General features: G+C 73.1%; 16 protein-coding genes. 2 read left to right on the forward strand and 14 right to left on the reverse strand.

Annotation, left to right across the window (positions count from 1 at the left end; translation table 11 throughout):
- Positions 1–139: 139 nt before the first annotated feature.
- The 7 genes from rplS to proS form a co-directional block, all read right to left on the reverse strand.
- Positions 140–490 (reverse strand): 50S ribosomal protein L19, encoded by a 351-nt coding sequence (gene rplS, locus ACFRQN_RS21305; protein WP_030306736.1) that lies wholly within the window; start codon positions 488–490, stop codon positions 140–142.
- Positions 491–644: 154 nt separating this feature from the next.
- Positions 645–1463 carry a tRNA (guanosine(37)-N1)-methyltransferase TrmD gene (trmD, locus tag ACFRQN_RS21310; RefSeq protein ID WP_380741552.1) on the reverse strand — a complete coding sequence of 273 codons (819 nt, stop codon included), beginning with the start codon at positions 1461–1463 and terminating at the stop codon, positions 645–647.
- Between the two features lie 140 nt (positions 1464–1603).
- Positions 1604–2176 carry a ribosome maturation factor RimM gene (gene rimM, locus ACFRQN_RS21315; protein ID WP_380741541.1) on the reverse strand — a complete coding sequence of 191 codons (573 nt, stop codon included), beginning with the start codon at positions 2174–2176 and terminating at the stop codon, positions 1604–1606.
- Positions 2177–2348: 172 nt separating this feature from the next.
- Positions 2349–2588 carry an RNA-binding protein gene (locus ACFRQN_RS21320; RefSeq protein ID WP_030056773.1) on the reverse strand — a complete coding sequence of 80 codons (240 nt, stop codon included), beginning with the start codon at positions 2586–2588 and terminating at the stop codon, positions 2349–2351.
- A 2-nt stretch (positions 2589–2590) separates the two neighbouring features.
- A complete protein-coding gene (rpsP, locus tag ACFRQN_RS21325) occupies positions 2591–3019 on the reverse strand; it encodes a 30S ribosomal protein S16 (RefSeq protein WP_049650397.1) in 429 nt (142 codons plus the stop codon).
- A 485-nt stretch (positions 3020–3504) separates the two neighbouring features.
- Positions 3505–4083, reverse strand: a complete 579-nt coding sequence (locus ACFRQN_RS21330) for a hypothetical protein (RefSeq protein ID WP_049650398.1) — start codon at positions 4081–4083, stop codon at positions 3505–3507.
- Between the two features lie 444 nt (positions 4084–4527).
- Complete coding sequence (gene proS, locus ACFRQN_RS21335) at positions 4528–5940, reverse strand: proline--tRNA ligase (protein WP_049650399.1); 1413 nt, start codon at positions 5938–5940, stop codon at positions 4528–4530.
- 189 nt (positions 5941–6129) lie between these two features.
- Between proS and ACFRQN_RS21340 the strand changes: the two genes are divergently transcribed.
- On the forward strand, positions 6130–6963 hold the full coding sequence (locus ACFRQN_RS21340) for a class I SAM-dependent methyltransferase (RefSeq protein WP_380741542.1): 834 nt from the start codon (positions 6130–6132) through the stop codon (positions 6961–6963).
- A gap of 86 nt (positions 6964–7049) precedes the next feature.
- Here the strand turns inward: ACFRQN_RS21340 and ftsH are convergent, their stop codons facing one another.
- The 7 genes from ftsH to ACFRQN_RS21375 all read right to left on the reverse strand — a co-directional run bounded on the left by ftsH (position 7050) and on the right by ACFRQN_RS21375 (position 17649).
- Complete coding sequence (gene ftsH, locus ACFRQN_RS21345; protein ID WP_380741543.1) at positions 7050–9059, reverse strand: ATP-dependent zinc metalloprotease FtsH; 2010 nt, start codon at positions 9057–9059, stop codon at positions 7050–7052.
- Positions 9060–9151: 92 nt separating this feature from the next.
- A complete protein-coding gene (locus tag ACFRQN_RS21350; protein WP_079271904.1) occupies positions 9152–9676 on the reverse strand; it encodes a GNAT family N-acetyltransferase in 525 nt (174 codons plus the stop codon).
- Between the two features lie 77 nt (positions 9677–9753).
- Positions 9754–11319: a signal recognition particle protein gene (gene ffh / locus ACFRQN_RS21355; protein ID WP_380741553.1), complete on the reverse strand. Its 1566-nt coding sequence runs from the start codon at positions 11317–11319 to the stop codon at positions 9754–9756.
- Between the two features lie 180 nt (positions 11320–11499).
- On the reverse strand, positions 11500–13953 hold the full coding sequence (locus ACFRQN_RS21360) for a [protein-PII] uridylyltransferase (RefSeq protein ID WP_380741544.1): 2454 nt from the start codon (positions 13951–13953) through the stop codon (positions 11500–11502).
- A gap of 190 nt (positions 13954–14143) precedes the next feature.
- The gene (locus tag ACFRQN_RS21365) at positions 14144–14482 is read right to left on the reverse strand and encodes a P-II family nitrogen regulator (RefSeq protein WP_049659191.1); all 339 of its coding nucleotides are present in this window, start codon (positions 14480–14482) and stop codon (positions 14144–14146) included.
- Positions 14479–15906: an ammonium transporter gene (locus tag ACFRQN_RS21370; RefSeq protein ID WP_380741545.1), complete on the reverse strand. Its 1428-nt coding sequence runs from the start codon at positions 15904–15906 to the stop codon at positions 14479–14481. Before ACFRQN_RS21370 ends, ACFRQN_RS21365 begins: the two co-directional genes overlap by 4 nt.
- A 288-nt stretch (positions 15907–16194) precedes the next feature.
- On the reverse strand, positions 16195–17649 hold the full coding sequence (locus ACFRQN_RS21375) for a hypothetical protein (protein WP_380741546.1): 1455 nt from the start codon (positions 17647–17649) through the stop codon (positions 16195–16197).
- Positions 17650–18278: 629 nt separating this feature from the next.
- Between ACFRQN_RS21375 and ACFRQN_RS21380 the strand changes: the two genes are divergently transcribed.
- Positions 18279–18968 (forward strand): bifunctional DNA primase/polymerase, encoded by a 690-nt coding sequence (locus ACFRQN_RS21380; protein ID WP_074001515.1) that lies wholly within the window; start codon positions 18279–18281, stop codon positions 18966–18968.
- The last annotated feature ends 10 nt before the right edge of the window (positions 18969–18978 follow it).

Below are 18978 nucleotides of genomic sequence, written 5' to 3' on the forward strand. Positions count from 1 at the left end.
AGTCCGCACCGGTGGGTGCGGGACTGCCGTCGCGGTCCGCGGGTGGTTCGTGCGTGCTCATCGGGGGGTGAGCTTACCTTGCGGCCGCTCGGCCCCCTCAGAGCGTTCCGATCCCCCGGCGAGGCCGGGGGCCGGTGGATCAGCGGTCGCGCTTCTCCTTGATCTTCGCGGCCTTGCCGCGGAGGTCACGCAGGTAGTACAGCTTGGCGCGGCGAACCGCACCGCGGGTCACGACCTCGATCTTCTCGACGACCGGGGTGTGCACCGGGAAGGTGCGCTCCACGCCGACGTTGAAGCTGACCTTGCGAACGGTGAAGGTCTCACCGATGCCGGCGCCGTGGCGGCGGATGACGACGCCCTGGAAGACCTGGACACGGGAGCGGTTGCCCTCGATGACCCGGACGTGAACCTTCAGGGTGTCACCGGCGCGGAAGGCCGGGATGTCGCTACGCAGCGAGGCCGCGTCGACAGCAGCGAGCTTGTTGCTCATGTTGCTCTCCATCGCAGGCGCCACGGGCCGCCCACGGAAAATCGTCACAATGGGGTTCGCTGCGGGCCGCATCGGCTGACGGCGATCCCCCCGTGGCGAGGGCGCCGGTCCACGTGTCCCCTACAGGAGGGAACCAGCGACAGACAGCAGCCGCCTATTCTTCCACATCAACGGCCGTGGACCGAAATCGGCCGAGCCCCTCGTCCCAGGCCAGGCCGAGGATGCTCAGCGCCTCGCGCTCCTTCTTGTCGAAGGCGCCGTACTGCCAGCGCTCGACCAGGTCGGGCCGGTTCGCCAGGGTCCGGGCGAAGGCCTGCTCGCGGCGCCAGCGGGCGATCTTGCCGTGGTTGCCGCTGAGCAGCACGTCCGGCACCGTACGGCCGCGCCACTCGGCGGGCTTGGTGTAGACCGGGCCCTCCAGCAGGTCGGCCATCGCGCCCGGCGCGAAGGAGTCGTCGCGGTGGGACTCGGCGTTGCCGAGCACTCCGGGCAGCAGTCGGGCGATCGCCTCGACCATCACCAGCACGGCGACCTCGCCGCCGGCCAGCACGTAGTCGCCGATCGAGGTCTCGACCACCGGCATCCGGGTGGCGGCTTCCTCGATCACCCGGCGGTCGATGCCCTCGTACCGGGCGGGGGTGAAGGCCAGCCAGGGGCGCCCGGCCAGTTCCTGGGCGAGCTCCTGGGTGAACGGGCGCCCGCTCGGGGTCGGCACGACCAGGGTGGGCACCTGGCCCTCGGGGCCGCCGGCGACCACCGCGTCCAGCGCCTCGCCCCACGGCTCGGGCTTCATCACCATGCCGGGGCCGCCGCCGTACGGGCTGTCGTCGACCGTGCGGTGCACGTCGTGGGTCCATCCGCGCAGGTCGTGGACGTGCACGTCCAGCTGCCCGCGGGCGCGGGCCTTGCCGACCAGCGAGACGTCCAGCGGCTCCAGGTACTCCGGGAAGATCGTGACGACGTCGATCCGCATGCCGCTCTGCACCCCGCCGGACACCGCACCGCCGGGTGCCGCACCAGTCGACACCGCGCCGCTCGACACCGCATCGGCGCCAACCCCGACACCGGCCTCGGCGCCGACCTCGACACCCGCCCCGGCGCGCTCCTCGACGGTCACTCCGACTCCTCCGAGTCCTCGCCGCGCTCGGCCGAGGAGGTCCCCGCGACCTCGGCCTGCTCCATGTCGATCAGCCCGGGCGGCGGGGTGATCACGGCGCGCTGGTTCTCCAGGTCGATGGTCGGCACGATCTGGCTGACGAAGGGCACCAGCACCTCCATCCCGTCGGCCTTCTTGACCGTGAGCAGGTCCTGGTAGGGCAGGTGGACGATCTCGGTCAGCTCGCCGACCGGGGTGCCGTCCAGCAGCACCACGTCCAGGCCGATCAGCTGGTGGTCGTAGTACTCCTCCGGGTCCTCGGGGCTCTCCTCCGGGTCGACCTCGGAGATGAGCACGGTGCCGCGGAGGGCCTCGGCCGCGTTGCGGTCCTTGACGCCGGCGAAGCGCAGCAGCAGCCGGCCGCTGTGCACCCGGCCGGACTCGACGGTCAGCGGTCCGGTCGACGCGGGGTCGGTGAGCAGGACGGCACCGGGGCCGAGCCGGAGTTCCGGCTCGTCGGTGCGGACCTCGACACTGACGTCCCCCCTGATGCCGTGGGCACGGCCGATCTTGCCGACGACGAGCTGCACGGTGATCGTTCTCCTGGAGTTCCTGAGCCGCAACGAAAAGCGACGGGCTGCGAAGCGACGGACTGCTAAGCCATGAAGCGACGGAAATGCTGATGGAAATGCGAAAGGCCGACCGGGACGACATGCGTCCCGGTCGGCCTCACAAGCCCTGACGGCTGAACGAGCAGCGGCGTCAGCGAATGTTGTCCACGTCGACCAGGTCGACCCGGACGTTGCGACCGCCGAGGGCGCCGACCACGGTGCGCAGAGCGCGCGCCGTACGGCCGCCCCGGCCGATCACCTTGCCGAGGTCATCGGGGTGCACTCGCACCTCGATGGTGTTCCCCCGACGCAGGTTGCGCGAGCGCACCTGCACCTCGTCGGGGTGCTCGACGATGCCCTTCACCAGGTGGTCGAGGGCGTCCTCGATCACGATCAGGCCTCGGCGGCGGCGTCGGACTCGGCCTCGGCCTTGTCCGACTTCTTGGCCTTCGGGGTGATGGCGACACCGGTGGTGGCGTCCTCGAAGCCGGCGACGGCCTTCGCGAACAGGTGCGAGAAGTCCTCGACCTTCGGCTCGGCAACGAGCAGCGGAGCCGGAGCCGGCAGGCCCTTGAACTTCTGCCAGTCGCCGGTCAGCTTCAGGATGGCGAGCACCGGCTCGGTCGGCTGGGCGCCGACGGACAGCCAGTACTGGGCGCGGTCGCTGTCGACCTCGATCTTCGAGGGGTTGTAGGTCGGCTGGTAGATGCCGATCTCCTCGATCGCGCGACCGTCACGCTTGGTGCGGGCGTCGGCGACGACGATGCGGTAGTGCGGGGAGCGAATCTTGCCGAGACGCTTCAGCTTGATCTTGACTGCCACGGGAGTGGATTCTCCTGGTGTTGACGTGGGTGAGCGGGCTCGCCGTCGCGTGGGGTTGCGGGGCGGACCGTTCAAGGGACACGCCAGCCGTAGGAGAGAGGGGTCCTGCTCGGCTGCCGAGTACTCAGCTGTCCATTCTGCCACATCGGCGAGAACCGCCTGTACGCGGGACCGGGCTCCCGGTCAGGGCTCGACCGGGAGCCCCCGCTCCCGGTCCAACCCGAAGACATCACCGCTGTCCTGCTGTACCGCTCGTTCCGTACTGCTCGTACTGCTCGTACGGCCTGTACCGCCTGTACTGCCTGGTACTGCTACCGCCTGTCACCGCTCACTCGGCGCTGCCGCCGCTGCCGGTACCGCCGGCCCCGCGTGCACCGCCCGTACCGCTCCACTCCGCTCCGCGCCGCCCATCCGGCCGGACCGCTGCCCGCACAGCAGCCCGTCGGGACGTCGACCGCTCAAGCGACGTGAGCGGCGTGAGCGACTTAAGCGATCTTGAACGGCTGCTGGCACGCGCCGCAGACGATGGACGCCTGCGCGAGCACCGAGGGAACGACCCGGACGTTGCGCCCGCACCCGCAGACCGCCTTGACCCGCACGCCGCCCCCGGAGGAGCCGTGCCGGGCCGCCGGACCGCGGAAGGCGCGCGTCGCGCCGTCGCCGGCCACCGCCTCCTGGTGCGCCCCGAGGGCACGGTCCAGGCGTTCGATGGTCTCGGCGTACCGCTCCTGGGTCTCCTTGAGCATGGTCACCTGGGAGAAGCCGCTGCTCGCGTGCGGCTCGACCGGGTGCGCCAGGCCCAGCTCGGAAGCGAGCATCAGGAAGCGCCGGTTGTGGTAGCGGCCGGCGCGCGAGGTGTCCCGGATGTCCCGGGCCGCGGCCAGACCGTGGGCGGCCTCGTGGAGGAGGCGCTCGAAACCGAGCCGCGTCCCGCAGGCCGAGGAGGACTCGCCGATCAGGGCCTCGGGCGAGGCCAGATCGGGAAGGTCCTGGTGGTAGGCCTGGATGTCACTCCAGGCGGCGGCCAGTTCGGCCGCGAGAACGAGGGGCTGTGTCGTGCTCACGCTAGACCAACGATGGAGTGCGAGCCGATGTTCCGCATGTTCTCGTTCCCGGGGAATTCACAGGGAACTCCCAGGAATGCGAGGCCGCGCGCGAATTGCGCGTTCCGGATCTGACGCAAGACCAACCCCCTGCCGGTTTGGGCCCGTCGCAACGTCGGCGGGCCTGATGAATTCCGTCCGGGGGGCGGGCTGTCGCCACCCAGGACGTACGGCCCGTGGGCCTGCCGGATTGACAGGGCCACGGGCCGTACACCGTACCGCTATTCGGTTAATACCGGGAGTTGACCGGCCAGTAGGGATGTCCCCCGCGGGGACGCACCGGAACAGTTACCGGATTCTTACCCATCCGCATTCCGGGCAAATGTCGCCGGTGCCGGTCATTACCCGTGGGCGACCGGCGCCCGGCGGACATCCACCGGACATCCACCGAACACCGAACGGATGTCAGTACGCCCGGGCGACGAGCGCGACATTGCCTTCCTGGTCGTCCGCCAGCGGCACCGAGCCGTCGGCCGCGACGATGCAGCGGACCGTGACGCCCTGCTCGGCCAGCTTGGCCTCGCCCTCCGCGCCGAGGTCGGCCCAGGAGATCCGGCCCCAGCCGGTCGCGGCGGCCTCGATGGCCTCGTCGATGGTCTTGACGTCGACCGTGCGGGACTCGCGGCGCTCGCGGGACTGGCGCAGCAGCAGCGCCTGGTCCTCCTCCAGCACGCCCGGGAGCAGCGCGGCCAGGGCGTCGATGGAGACCGGCTCCTTGCCGCCCGGGATGCGGCGGGCCAGCATCGCGGTGCCGTTCTCCAGGTCGCGCGGGCCGACCTCGATGCGCAGCGGAACGCCCTTGAGCTCCCAGTCGACGGCACGGCGGCCGAACGGGGTGTCGGTGCGGTCGTCGACCACGACCCGGATGCCGACGGCCTCCAGCTGGGCGCCGATCTCGCGGACCTTGGCGATGACCGCGTCGTCGCCCTTGATCGCGAGCACGACGGCCTGGACGGCGGCCAGGCGCGGGGGCACCCGCAGGCCGTTGTCGTCGCCGTGGGACATGATCAGGCCGCCGACCATGCGGGTCGAGACGCCCCAGGAGGTCTGCCAGACGTACTCGCGCTCGGCGCCCTGCAGCTGGTACGTGGTGTTGAACGCCTTGGCGAAGTTCTGGCCCAGCTCGTGGCTGGTGCCCATCTGCAGCGCCTTGCCGTCGCCCATCATGCCCTCGAGGGTGAGGGTGTTGATGGCGCCGGCGAAGCGCTCCTTGGCGGTCTTGCGGCCGAGCACGACGTCGATGCCGAGCACGTTCGTCATGAAGTCGCCGTAGACCTGGGTGTGGATCATCGAGGCGTACTCGCGGGCGTCCTCGTAGGTGGCGTGGGCGGTGTGGCCCTCCTGCCAGAGGAACTCGGTGGTGCGCAGGAAGACGCGCGGGCGGAGCTCCCAACGGACCACGTTGGCCCACTGGTTGATCAGCAGGGGCAGGTCGCGGTGGCTCTGCACCCACTTCGAGAAGTACTCGTTGATGATCGTCTCGGAGGTCGGCCGGACGACGACCGGCTCCTCCAGCTGCTTGCCGCCGCCGTGGGTGACCACCGCGAGCTCGGGGGCGAAGCCCTCGACGTGCTCGGCCTCCTTGGTCAGGTAGGACTGCGGGATGAACATCGGGAAGTAGGCGTTCTGCGCGCCGGCCTTCTTGATCCGCGCGTCCATCTCCTGCTGCATCCGCTCCCACAGGCCGTAGCCGTACGGTCGGATGACCATGGTGCCGCGCACCGGACCGTTGTCGGCCAGCTCGGCCTTGTTGATGAGGTCCTGGTACCAGCGCGGGAAGTCTTCCGCCTGAGGGGTGAGAACGGGTGCCTTAGCCATGGGGCGAATGGTACGGGGCCCGGGGCCCCGGTTTCGAATCGGTATCACCGGGCGGGGGCGCACCACCGCGACACGCGCGCACCACCCTGCACCCCTCTGGACGCCGGGCCCGACCCGCTGTTCGCTGGTGTGGGGCGGGACTTTGGGGGAGCCGTAGCAGCGCACCGAAGGACCGGATGGGAGGCCGCCATGGCTTCAGCTCGCACGACCGGCACGACCGGCACCACCGCACGACCGACGGGCGCACGCCCGCACCACCCGCGGACCGGGGCGGCCCGCCCCGCGCGGGCGCGCGACTGGGCGGAGATCCAGGAACGCATGCTGGTGCCGCTCTACGAGGCGGTCTACGACCGGCTGGAGGTCGGCCCGGCGAGCAGCGTGCTGGGCCTGGGCTGCCGCTCCGGGCTGGCCCTGCTGCTCGCGGCCGGCCGGGGCGCCCAGGTCGCCGGGCAGGAGCCGCGGGACGAGCTGCGCGAGCTGGCCCACGACCGTCGGCTGCGGGTGTGCGCGGGGCCCCGGACGTCGGCGGCCGTCGCCCGCTCGGCCCATTCGCTGGTGACGGTTTTCGAGCAGCTGCCCGGGGCCGCCGACGCCGGGCCGGTGGTCGCCGAGGCCGCCCGGCTCACCCTCCCGGGCGGGCACGTGGTGCTGGCCGCCTGGGGCCCGCCGGAGCGCTGCGAGAGCGCCCCGGTGCTGGACGTGGCCCGGCGGATGGCGGGCCGGACCACCGCGCGCGACCCGTTCGAGCTGAGCGCGCCCGGCGCGCTGGAGGACCTGCTGGCCCCGGCCGGCCTGCGTCCGGCCGGCAGCGGCCGGGTGAGCTGCCCGTTCGCCTACGCCGACCTCGACAGCGCGGTGCGCGGGCTGCTCTCCACCGGCCTGTTCGAGCCGGCCGAGGAGTTCTCCGGGGCCTCGCTGGTGGCCAAGGAGCTGGAGGAGGTGCTCCAGCCGTACCTGCGCGCGGACGGCTCGGTACGGATGGAGAACCTGTTCCACTACCTGGTCGCCGAACGGTCGCGCTAGGCGGGACGAGGAGGGGCGAGGGGGCCGCAGAGGGGACGAAAAACCGGGGGCGCCCGCCACCATGGCGAGCGCCCCGGCCCCCGGCTTCACGCCCGGTCGATCGACTTCCCGTCAGCCCCGTCGGCCCCGTCGGACCCACCAGACCCGCCGGACCCGCCGGCCGGCCCGTCGGAACCCTCGGCCCCCTCGGAGCCCTCCCGCGGCACCCCCGCCGCCCGGTACGCCGCCGCCTCGTCCAGCGTCTCCGCCTCCAGCAGCGCCGCCGCCAGCGCGTCCAGCCGGTGCCGCTGCTCGGTCAGGATCCGCACCGCGTCGTCGTAGCACTCGGAGACGATCCGCCGCGCCTCCTCGTCCACCGCGTCCAGGGTGGTCGGCGCGGCGGAGAGCCCGTACGCGCCCTGCGGGTCGGAGGGCACCGCGGTGAGCCGGCCGACCCGCTCGCTCATCCCCCAGCGTCCGGCCATCCCGCGGGCGATGCTGGTGACCTGCTCCAGGTCGCTCTCCGCACCGGTGGTGATCACCCCGTAGACCACCTGCTCGGCCGCCATGCCGCCGAGCGCGCCGATGATCCGGCCGCGCAGGTACGGCTCGGTGTACGAGTAGCGGTCGTTCTCCGGGGTGGAGAGGGTGACGCCGAGCGCCCGGCCGCGCGGCACGATGGTGATCTTGCGGACCGGGTCCGCGCCGGGCTGGAGCATGCCCAGCAGCGCGTGCCCGCTCTCGTGGTATGCCGTCCGCTCGCGCTCCTCCTGCGGCATCACCAGCGGCCGCACCGCGCCGAGCTGGACCTTCTCCAGCGCGTCCGAGAGGTCCCGCTCGTTGACCGCGTCCTGCTTGCGCTTGACGGCCAGCAGCGCGGCCTCGTTGACCAGGTTGGCGAGTTCGGCGCCGGTCATCCCCGGCGTGACCTTGGCCAGCTGGTTGAGGTCGGTGTCGCCCGCCAGCGGGACGCTGCGGCTGTGGATGCGCAGGATCGCCGCGCGGCCCTCCCGGTCGGGCGGGCTGACGGTGATCCGCCGGTCGAAGCGGCCGGGGCGCAGCAGCGCCGGGTCGAGCACGTCCGCCCGGTTGGTCGCGGCGATCACGATGACGCCCTCGGAGCCGCTGAAGCCGTCCATCTCGGTGAGGATCTGGTTGAGGGTCTGCTCGCGCTCGTCGTGCCCGCCCATGCCGCCGCCGGCGCCGCGCTGGCGGCCGATGGTGTCGATCTCGTCGATGAAGATGATCGCCGGGGCGACCTTGCGGGCTTCGGCGAACAGCTCGCGGACCCGGCTGGCGCCGACGCCGACGATCATCTCGATGAACTCGGAGGCGGAGGCGGAGAAGAACGGCACGTTCGCCTCGCCGGCCACGGCCCGGGCCAGCAGGGTCTTGCCGGTTCCGGGCGGGCCGCTCAGCAGCACGCCGCGCGGCATCTTGGCGCCGAGCCTGCGGTACCGCTCGGGGTTCTTCAAGTAGTCGACGACCTCGGTGAGTTCGGCCTCGACCTCGTCGATGCCGGCCACGTCGGCGAAGGTGGTGCGCTTGCCCTCCTCGGCGGTGACCGGCTTCGGCGGGGCCTTGCGGCCGAGCGGTCCGCCGCCGAGCCCGCCGGCCATCCGGCGGGCGAGCAGCACCCAGATGAAGATCAGCAGCAGCATCGGGGCGAGCGAGATCAGCAGGTTGGTGAGGAAGCTGCGCTGCTGGACCGGCGAGGTGGCGGTGACCTCGACGCCCTGCTGCTGCAGGGTGGTCCAGAGGTTGTCGCCCGCGAAGGAGGGCCGCTGGGTGTCGAACTCGGTGTAGTCGCCCTTGCCGCCGTCCGGCTTGGGCTGGGCGCTCTTGAGGGTGCCCTCGATCGCGTCGCCCTTGGCGTAGATCTTGGTGATGTTGCCCTTGTTCAGCTGGTTGTTGAACTCGGTGTACGAGATCGTGGTGGCACCGGCGGGGCCGAAGAAGGACAGCAGCAGGTCCGAGATCAGGAACACCACGAGGGCGGTGAGGGCGAGGCCCACCCAGCCGCCGGGCATCCGGCGCTTGGGCGGCGGCGGGGGCGGGGCGCCCTCCGAACGCCAGGGCTGGTCGGGGGTCTGACGTGGCGGCACGGGTTCGGTCACCCATCGGACAATACGGACAGGTGCTCGGGCGGGCCAATCGCAACGCCGCGCCCGGACCGCCGGACGGCCGCGCCGACCCCTCCCACCAGCGACTATGCCGTCGCGCCCGGCCACTCCTCGGCGGTCAGCGCGAACCGCTCGTGGTCGCGCCAGTCCCCCTGGAGGAACAGCATCCGCGGGGTGAAGCCCTCGTGCCGGAAGCCCAGCCGCTTGGCCATCGCGATCGAGCGCTCGTTCTCCGGCTGCACGTTGATCTCCAGCCGGTGCAGCCCGAGCCCGTCGGCGGTCTGCGGGGCGAAGCAGCGGTCCACGACCAGCCGCATGCCCTCGGTCATCCGCCCGGTGCCGTTGAACGGGACGTACGAGTCGTAGCCCAGCGAGGCGTTGCAGAACCGGCCCATCACGATGTTGGCGACGTTCACCTTGCCGACCAGTCCGCCGGTCTCCCGGTCGACGATCAGGAAGGTGCGCAGCCCGGACCCCTGGCGCTTCAGCAGGTCGGGCAGCCCGTCCGGCTCGACCGGGTTCCACCGTCCGATGTGTTCGGCGGACCGCCGGACCGCTTCGGCGTACCCGGCCGTGTCCTCGGCCCTCGGGGCCCTGATCATCACTCGCATGCCCCCATCATCGGACACGCGATCGGCCCGCCGCCCGGAAACACCGGACGACGGGCCGACGGGAGCCGGTCGGAGGACTACAGCAGGTCCTTGAACTCCTTGGGCAGCTCGAAGTCGGCCGGGCCCTTGCCCGCGCCGAGGCCGAACGCGCCGCCGTCCGCCGGGCCCTGGCCGGTGCCCGGGCCGAGCGCGCGGCGCTCGGCGGCCGCGGCCTCCTCCTGGGCGCGCTTCAGCGGGTTGCCGCTCTTGCGCTTGCCCTTGGCCTGCGGGGCCTTCTTGCCGGACTTCTTGGCGCCGCCGCCCATGCCCGGGATCCCCGGCATGCCGGGCATGCCCTTGCCGGAGGCCATCGCGGACATCATCTTGCGGGCCTCGAAGAACCGCTCGACCAGGTTCTTCACCTCGCCGACCTGGACACCGGAGCCCTTGGCGATGCGGGCCCGGCGGGAGCCGTTGATCAGCTCCGGCTCGGCCCGCTCGGTCGGGGTCATCGACTTGATGATCGCGCCGACCCGGTTGACGTCCTTGTCGTCGATGTTGTTGATCTGGTCCCGGATCTGGCCCATGCCGGGCAGCATGCCGAGCAGCTTGGAGATCGAGCCCATCTTCTGGACCTGCTCCAGCTGGGACAGGAAGTCGTCCAGGGTGAACTGCTTCGGACCGCCGCGCAGCTTGGCGGCGATCTTCTCCGCCTCCTCCTGCGAGAAGGTCTGCTCGGCCTTCTCGATCAGCGAGAGGACGTCACCCATGCCGAGGATGCGCGAGGCCATCCGGTCCGGGTGGAAAGCGTCGAAGTCGTCGACCTTCTCGCCGTTGGAGGCGAACATGATCTGCCGGCCGGTGACGTGCGCGACCGACAGGGCGGCACCGCCGCGGGCGTCGCCGTCGAGCTTGGAGAGCACCACGCCGGTGAAGTCGACGCCGTCGAGGAAGGCCTGCGCGGTGGTGACCGCGTCCTGGCCGATCATCGCGTCGACGACGAACAGGACCTCGTCCGGGTTCACCGCGGCGCGGATGTCGGCGGCCTGCTGCATCAGCTCGGCGTCGATGCCCAGGCGGCCGGCGGTGTCGACGACGACGACGTCGTACTGCTTCTGCTTGGCGTACTCGATCGAGTCCTTGGCCACCTGCACCGGGTCGCCGACGCCGTTGCCCGGCTGCGGGCCGTAGAAGGCCACGCCGGCGCGCTCGGCGACCACCTGGAGCTGGTTGACCGCGTTGGGGCGCTGGAGGTCGCAGGCGACCAGCAGCGGGGTGTGCTTCTGCTTCTTCAGCCAGTGGCCGAGCTTGCCCGCCAGGGTGGTCTTACCGGCACCCTGGAGACCGGCCAGCATGATCACCGTCGGGCCGCTCTTGGCGAACCGCACCCGTCGGGTCTCGCCACCGAGGATGGAGATGAGCTCCTCGTTGACGATCTTGATGATCTGCTGCGCCGGGTTCAGCGCACCGGAGACCTCGACGCCGAGCGCCCGCTCCTTGACCTGCTTGATGAAGGCCCGGACGACCGGCAGCGCGACGTCCGCCTCCAGCAGCGCGATGCGGATCTCGCGGGCGGTGGCGTCGATGTCCGCCTCGCTCAGGCGGCCCTTGCCCCGGAGGTTCTTGAACGTCGCTGCGAGGCGATCGGAAAGGGTGTCGAACACGTCGTCGCGGGTCCTCTGCGGCATCGGAATCGGTACGGTCGTCGCCCCCCAGGGTATCCGGCCGCCCCGGGTACGGTCTCCACCCCTGCTCCCGAAGCTCCTCCACCCCCGTTCCGGGCGCTCCTCCACCCTCGCCGCCGAGGCCCGACGGCCCCCGCCGCCGGAGCCCTCCGAGGCGCGTCAGCCCAGTGCGGCCCGGACCGCCGCCGCCACCTCGCCGGCCCGCCGGGCGGTCAGCGGACGGCCCGCCCCGTCGGTCAGGTAGAACGAGTCGACGGCCTCCGCGCCCAGCGTGGAGACGTGCGCGGTGCGCACCCGTACGCCCGCCCCGTCCAGCGCCCGGCCGATCCGGTGCAGCAGCCCGGGGGCGTCGTGCGCGCGGACCTCCAGCACGGTCGCGGTCGCCGAGGCCACCGCGGGCGCCACGGCGACCAGCGGCGGCGGGGTGGGGATGCCCCGGCGGCGCGGGGCCGCGGCGTCCCGCTCGGCGAGGCGGCGGGTGACGTCCAGCGAGCCGTCCAGCGCCCGGCGCAGGTCGGCCCGCAGCCGGGCCGCCTCCGGCAGCTCGCCGTACTCGGCCGCCACCCGCCAGGACAGCAGCAGCACCGGCCCGGCGCCCACCGGGTCCAGCTCGCGCAGCCCGGCCGAGCGGACGGCCAGCCGGTGCAGCGCGAGCACCCCGGCGGCGGTGCCGAGCAGCCCGGGCCGGTCCGGGACGGCCAGGTTCAGCTCGACGCCCATCGGCTCGGCGCCCGGCTCCGCCCCCTCGGAGCGGGCCCGCAGCGACAGCGCCGGCTGCCCGGTCCGGGCGGCCTCGACCGCGAGCCGCTCCTGCTCTGCGGTCGGCGCGCTCTCCGCCCGCGGGGTGCCCGCCCCGGCCAGCCGGTCCGCCGCCCGGGCCACCAGGCCCTCCACCAGCGAGGCCCGCCAGCCGCTCCACGCGGCCGGGCCGGTGGCCAGCGCGTCCGCCTCGGTGAGCGCGTGCAGCAGCTCCAGCTCGGGCAGGGTGGCGACCACCTTGGTGACCGCCTCGACGGTGGCCGGGTCGTCCGGATCGCGCCGGGTCGCGGTGTCCACCAGCATCAGGTGGTGGCGGACCAGCACCGCCAGGGTCTCGGTGTCCTCGGGGCCGAAGCCCATCCGGGCGCCGAGGTCGCGGACGATCACCTCGCCGGCCTCGCTGTGGTCCCCCGGCCAGCCCTTGCCGATGTCGTGCAGCAGCGCGGCGACCAGCAGCAGGTCCGGGCGGGCCACCCGGCGGGTCATCGCGGCGGCCCGCACCGCCGTCTCCACCAGGTGCCGGTCCACCGTCCAGCGGTGCACCGCGTTGCGCTGCGGACGGCAGCGCACCCGCTCCCAGTCCGGGATCAGCCGGCGGACCAGCCCCTCCGCCTCCAGTGCCTCCCACACCGGGACGGCCGACTCCCCCGCGCCCAGCAGGGTGACCAGCTGCTCGCGCGCCTCGTCCGGCCAGGGCACCGGCAGCGGGCGGCACTCGGCGGCCAGCCGGCGCACCGTGGCGTACGAGACGGTCAGCCCGTTCTGCGCGGCGGCGGCCGCGGCGCGCAGCGGCAGCACCGGGTCGGCGGCCGGGCGGGCGCCCTGGGCGAGCACGGCCTCGCCGTCCTGCTCGACCACGCCCTCGGCGAGCGGCCGCCGCTCGACCGCGCCCCGGGCCACCGCGCCGGAGCCGCGTCCGGAGCCGGCGAACGGGATGCCCAGCCGGCGCACCCGCCGGCCGCGGCCGCCGCGGGCCGCGAGCACCCGGTCCACCGCCCGCCAGGTGACGTCGCCCGCGTACGCGACGGTGCGGGCGGCCTCGTAGACCCGGCGCAGCAGGGTGTCGGCGTCCAGCACCCCGAGCCGCTCGGCGACCTGGTCCTGGTCCTGGAGGCCGAGCCGGTCGGTGGCCCGGCCGGTGACCAGGTGCAGGGCGTCCCGCACGTCGGCCAGCCACCGCGCGGCGTCGTCCAGGCCGTCCCGGGGCGCGTCGGCCAGCCAGCTGGCGGCGATCGCGTCCAGCGCCACGACGTCGCGCAGGCCGCCGCGGGCCTCCTTGAGGTCGGGCTCCAGCAGGAAGGACAGCTCACCCTGCCGTTCGGCCCGCTCGCGGCCCAGCTCGCGCAGCTCGGGCAGGCGCGCGGGGGCGCTCGCGCGCCAGTCGGTGAGCACCGCGGCGCGCAGCGCGTCGGTGAGCGCCCGGTCCCCGGCGAGGTGCCGGGCGTCCAGCAGGCCGAGCTGGGCCTTGAGGTCGGCGGCGGCGACCGCGCGGGCCTCCGCGACGGTGCGCACCGCGTGGTCGAGCCTGGCGCCCGAATCCCAGACCGGGTACCAGATCCGCTCGGGCAGCTCCCCGGCGACCGGACCGTCGTGCAGCAGCAGGACGTCCAGGTCGCTGCGCGGGGACAGCTCGCCCCGCCCGTAGCCGCCGACCGCGACCAGCGCGACGCCGGGCGGGGCGCCGGCGGCCGCGAGCAGCCCGGCCAGCCAGTCGTCGGTGAGCCGGGCGAGCGCCCGGCGGCGGGGGCGGCCGCCCGGGCCGGGGGCGGCGAGCAGCGCGGCCCGGGCGGCGGCGGCACAGCCGACGGGGTCGGAGGGGTCGACGGGGTCGGAGGGGCTGGTCTCGGTGGTCATGCGCGTGGGTCCCGTCCGTCGTGCTGGTTGAACCGTCCTGCTGGTGAACCGTCCTGCCCTCGGGTCGACCGTTCGGCCGTTCGGCCGCTCCGGAGAGGCCGGTACGGAAGCGCCGGTACGCCGCCGGGCGGACCCGCACCCTCCCGGGTGAACGGGCCCGCCGTCCGGCGCGGGGCGACCGGCCGCCGGGCTACAGGGCGTCCGGGCCGCGCTCGCCGGTGCGGACCCGTACGGCGGTGTCGACCGGCACGCTCCACACCTTGCCGTCGCCGATCTTCCCGGTCCGGGCGGCCTTCACCAGGACGTCGATCAGGTCCTCGGCGTCCTCGTCCTCGACCAGGACCTCGATCCTGACCTTCGGTACCAGGTCCACGGTGTACTCGGCCCCCCGGTACACCTCGGTGTGGCCGCGCTGGCGGCCGTAGCCGCTGGCCTCGGTGACGGTGAGGCCGTGCACCCCGAAGGCCTGGAGGGCGGACTTCACCTCGTCCAGTCGGTACGGCTTGATCACGGCGGTGATGAGCTTCATCGGGCGTCGACCTCGGTCCTCTTCTCGGCGGGCTGCGCGGCGGGCTGGGCGGCACCGGGTTCCGCGACGCCGGTCCGTTCGCCGGTCCGTTCGGTGGACCGTCCGGCGGACCGCTCGGCGGCGGACGTCGCGGCAGCGGCGGCCAGGCCCGGCAGGGCCCGGGCCAGCCCCGCGCCCACGGCGGTGAAATCGTAGGCGGACTCGGCGTGTTCGGCCTGGTCGATGCCGGCCGTCTCGACCTCGCCGGAGACCCGGAAGCCGACCAGCCGGTCGACCGCCTTGGCCAGCAGCCAGGACAGCACGAAGGAGTACGCCGCGACCACCGCCACGCCCATCGCCTGCTTGCCCAGCTGGCCGATCCCGCCCCCGTAGAACAGGCCCTTGACGCCCTGGCCGACCCCGCCGGTGGCGAACAGGCCGACCAGCAGCGAGCCGACCGCCCCGCCGACCGCGTGCACGCCCACCACGTCGAGCGAGTCGTCGAAGCCCCAGCGGTACTTGAGCGAGACGGCGGCGCAGCAGACCGCGCCCGCGACCAGTCCGATCGCCACCGCGCCGAGCGGGCTGACCGAGCCGCAGGCCGGGGTGATCGCGACCAGTCCGGCCACCGCGCCGGAGGCGGCGCCCAGCGTGGTGAAGGCGCCGTGCCTGAACCGCTCGTAGACCAGCCAGCCGACCAGCGCCGCGCCGGTGGCGACCTGGGTGTTCACCATGGCCATCGCGGCGACGCCGTTGGCGGCCAGCGCCGAGCCCGCGTTGAAGCCGAACCAGCCGAACCAGAGCAGCCCGGAGCCGAGCATCACCAGCGGCAGGCTGTGCGGGCGCATCGGGTCCTTCTTGAAGCCGATCCGCTTGCCCAGCACCAGGCAGAGCGCGAGGCCGGCGACGCCCGCGTTGATGTGCACGGCCGTCCCGCCGGCGAAGTCGATCACGCCGTTGCGGTCGCCCAGCCAGCCGCCGTGGCCGCCGTCGAAGAAGAACACCCAGTGCGCGACCGGGAAGTAGACGACCGTCACCCAGAGCGCGATGAACAGGCCCCAGGCGGCGAATCTCGCCCGGTCCGCGACGGCGCCGCTGATCAGCGCCGGGGTGATGACCGCGAACATCAGCTGGAACAGCGCGAAGGCGGTGACCGGGATGGAGCCGGTCAGCTCGTCGAGGCCGAGGCCGCGCATCCCGAGGTGGTCCAGGTTGCCGATCAGGCCGGCGAAGGAGTCGGACCCGAAGCTGAGCGAGTAGCCGTAGAGGACCCACAGCACGCTGACGATGCCGAGCGAGAGGAAGCTCATCGCCAGCATGTTCAGCGTGCTCTTGGCCCTGACCATGCCCCCGTAGAAGAAGGCGAGCCCTGGGGTCATCAGCATGACCAGGGCCGCACTGATGAGTACGAAGGCGGTGTCGCCCGCGCTGAAGCCGTCCGGCATCGGCGTCTCCTCTGCGTCCAGGCCGATCCGCACCCGGGGACCCGTCCCGTGGTGCCACCCGGGGTGTCGGCGTTGAGGAGGAGCGTGCCGAAGGCTGGTTTCGGCCGGTGCGGCCGGTTGTTTCACCGCGGTGACGCGTGCGACGCGCGGGTTACGGCTGCGTGAACCGCGGCCGCCGCGGCCCGGCCGGGGCCGACCACCGGACGCCGGACATGCCACCGACCGTGACGGCGGCGGCCGCCACGGTCGGTGGAGCTTTTCCTTCGGACGGCCCTGGCGGGCCTCCGGTCAGACCATCGAGACGAACTCCGGGATGTCCTGGACCACCCGCTCCTTGAGCCGGCTCACCGCGTCCACGCCCTTGAACCGGGCCGACGCGGCCTCCGTGGTCTTGCGGACCCGGGAGTTCAGCCGCTCCGAGCGCACCTTGGTGGCGATGTCCACCGCCTGCTCGGCCATCACCACCGCCTGCTCGGCCTCCTTCTGCAGCAGGTGGACGCTGGCCATGCCGATCAGGTTGAAGGCGTACGAGCGCACGTGGTCGGCGTCCTGGCGGAACAGGTCGACCGCGGTCTCCATCACCGGCGCGGACAGCGAGGCGTACAGCTCGGCGTTGTCCGAGTGGTACGCGAGGTCGCGGAAGGAGTGGGCGTTCTCGGCGTTCAGCTCGGCGGGCGAGAAGAACTTCAGCCAGTCCGGGTCCTGGTCCCCGTCCCGGATGTCGGTGAAGGTGTCCTCGGCCAGCCGGATCGCCCGGGCGCAGCGGTTGACCTCGCCGATGGTGGCGTAGGCGCGCGCCTCCATCGCGTACAGCAGGGACTGCTGGCGCGGGGTGGCGGCGTCGCGGCTGCCGTACTGGGCCAGGTGGATGAGTTCCAGGGCGTCCTCGCCCCGGTTGAGGTGGATCATCTGGCGGCTCATGTCGGTGAGGATCAGCGCGCCGAACGGGCGGTCGCCGGCCTCCTTGGCCGCGTGCAGGGCGAGCACGTAGTACTTCTGCGCGCTCGGGTGCATCCCGACGTCGTACGACATCCACCCGGCCAGGTGGGCGAGTTCGGCGGTGAGCCGGAACAGCCGCTTGGTGGTGTCCTCGCTGTACGTCTCCTGGAGCAGGTCGGTGACCTCGTGCAGCTGGCCGACGACGGCCTTGCGGCGCAGCCCGCCGCCGTTCTGGGCGTCCCACTGCCGGAACATGACCGTGGTCTGCTCCAGCAGTTCGAGCTCGGGTTCGGAGAGCCGGCCGGTGAAGGCCTCGCCGCCGTTGGCCGCGGTGAGGATCGGGGTGGGGACGCCGCTCGGGCCGGGGGCGAGCCAGCGCTGCATCGGCTCGATCAGCGCGGCGCCCGCGGTCAGCGCCAGTGAGGTGCCGAGGAAGCCCCGGCGGTTGAGCATGAGGTCGCTGCGGGAGTAGTCGCTGATCAGCTGGACGGTCTGCTGACCGCTCCACGGCAGGTCGACGCCGCCGCCCACGGTGGAGACCGGGATCGCGGCGCGCAGGCCGAGGTCCTCGATGGAGACCACCGAGCCGAACCGCTCGGAGAAGAGTTCCGACATGATCTTGGGGATCGGCTCGCGGGGCTGCTCGCCGTCGAGCCAGCGGCGCACCCGGGAGGTGTCGGTGGACACGTGGTGGGCGCCGATCTGCCGGGCCTTGCGGTTGACCTGGCGGGCCAACTCGCCCTTGGACCAGCCACTGCGAGCGAACCACGTGGTCAGCTTCTCATTCGGTTGCTTCTCTGCCATGGGTAACGTCCCCATCCCGCCCGGCCCCTACCGGGGCCCCCGATCGTGACCGCCCGACGGTTGCGGGCTCTTGCCAGACGTGCCGTGCCTGAGGTGCCGCGGCGCCGCCGTACCGCAGCGCCCTCGCACTGGTGTGCCATCGTTGCGGACGATCCGTCAGATTCCCAACTCCCGTTGCCCGACGGCCCGGGACAGACTCCTCGACGACATCCGCACGCTGAACGTAATGCCCCGTGAGGGGCCCGTGGGAGCGCCCCTGGCGAAACGCCACCTTTCGCCACCCCCAGGAGTGAACCGAAGCCCGGGGGCACACGCTTCACTTAGGGAGTCCCGACGGCCCGGCATATGCGGGCCGCCAAGTCCCCCGGCCCATCCCGGAGGACCCGGCGGAACCCGCAACCCACCGCAGCCACAGGCGAGTTCACCGTCCACTCGGGACGGCGACAGCCCCACGAACACGACGATCCGGCATCGGCGCCGCCCCCACAAGGCGGCGCCCGAGGCGCACCGCCGGAACAGGCGCACACCACGCGCTGCGCGCCGCCACCGCACTACGCACCACACGGCTGACAATCGACACACAGTCACCGTCCCGTAACCATCGGCAACAAGAACCTGTTGGGGGAGGCATGGACAACCTGTTCGGCGAACTTCGACTGGGGCACCTGCGGCTGGCACCGCTGGGCGCGCGCCGCCGCACCAAGGTCACCGCGTCCCAGGCCGCCGCGGAGTACACCGGCCGCTGGGGCTGGGCGGTCGTCACCGGCGATCCGGAGACCGGCACCCCGGTCGCCGGCGCCACCGCCCCGCCCCGCTGTCCCTGCGGCTCCCCCCGCTGCGCCGCGCCCGGCCTGCACCCCGTGCGGGGCGGCGGCCGGGCCCGCGCCGCCCGCACCGAGGGCGCGGTGCTGTTCCCCACCGGCCGCGCCTTCGACGTCCTGGACGTCCCCGAGCAGGCCGGCCTCCAGGCCCTGGTCCGGCTGGAGCGGATGGGCACCCAGGTGGGCCCGGTGCTCGCGCCCCCCACCGGCCGGCTCCAGTTCCTGGTCGCCGCCGGCACCGCCCGGCGCCTGCCCGACCTGCTGTACCGGATGGGCTGGGACGACGCCGCGCTCGACCTGGTCTGCCACGGCGAGGGCGGCCACGTCGCCGCCCCGCCCACCGTCCTCGGCGGCCTCGGCCCGGTCCGCTGGCTGCGCCGCCCCACCCGCGACAACGCGGGCTGCCCGCCGGAGGCCCGGCTGCTGCTCGGCACCCTCGCCTACGCCTGCCACCGCGGCCGCGAGCGCACCGCCGAGCCGGCCTGGATGGCCTCCTGACCGCCCCGCC

The organism is Kitasatospora sp. NPDC056800 (assembly GCF_042789775.1).
Classification (GTDB): Bacteria; Actinomycetota; Actinomycetes; order Streptomycetales; family Streptomycetaceae; genus Kitasatospora.